This window comes from Bradyrhizobium viridifuturi, from assembly GCF_001238275.1.
In the GTDB taxonomy this organism is placed as follows: Bacteria; Pseudomonadota; Alphaproteobacteria; order Rhizobiales; family Xanthobacteraceae; genus Bradyrhizobium; species Bradyrhizobium viridifuturi.
Genome location: NZ_LGTB01000123.1, coordinates 1 through 987 on the forward strand (window position 1 = coordinate 1; position 987 = coordinate 987).

Consider the following 987-nt stretch of genomic DNA (forward strand, 5'->3'; position numbering starts at 1 on the left):
GTTGGTGGGCTGGACGGCGCCGTTGACGACCCAGTGGCCGTTACCTTGGGTATCCCAGAACGCGTACGTGACGATGGGATCGCCGTCGGGGTCCGCGACGCTGAAGAGGCTGGAAGCCAGCGCAGCGCTCTCACCGAAGACTGCCGTGACATTGGCCGCCGAGGTGACCGGCGCGGCATCGGCGCGCGTCGTGACCAACGTGCCGGTGCCGGAATCCGTGCCGACACTAAACCGCACGCCAGGCGTCGCATCGAGCTGCAGGTCGAAGGAGGAAGCTCCTTCGGTGACATGCAGGATGTTGCCCGCGAGCAAGGTCGCCGAGCCGCCCGATACGAAATTGAGGCCCGCCAGATCGATGCTGTCGCCCCCAACCAGTCCGCTGATGGTCGTGCCGGACAAGGACGTGCCGTCGATCTTGAGCTGCCCGCCGGAGCCGCTGAAGGTGATGCCGCCGCTTGCGATGCTACCGGCCTGCAACTCGACCAGGCCGCCGGAGATCGTCACCGGACCAGTCGAGCCGCCCGAGGAGACAAGTTCAGTACCTCCGGCGAACACGAAGACGTTGCTCGTCGTCGTGCCGGCAAGATTGAACGCGCCGCCACTCGACACCGCGATGTCGTGCGCCGTGCCTCCGGAAGCGACATTGAGCACGCCACCGCTGGAAACGGTCAGGTGATCCAGTGCGCCGCCCGACAAGACATTGACTGTGCCGCCGGAGATCGCCGTCCCGGAGCCCACGGCGCCGGTGACGACACCACCCGAGAAGACATTCTCAACGCCGCCGGTATAAACGCCCACGCGGCTGAGCACGGTGCCCGACACGTTGAAGGTGCCGCCGCTCGACACGCCGACGAAAGCCGCCGAGCCGCCAGCCAGAACGTTCAATACGCCGCCTGCACTGACTCCGGTGCCCGAACTGATGGCGCCGGTGATCAATCCACCGGACAGCACGTTCTCCACGCCGCCGTTGTTGACCGAGGCATTGCT

1 pseudogene is annotated in these 987 nt (G+C 66.2%); it reads right to left on the reverse strand.

Annotated elements, in window-relative coordinates:
• Positions 1–987, reverse strand: a pseudogene (locus ALC15_RS40915) (hypothetical protein); the annotation flags it as partial.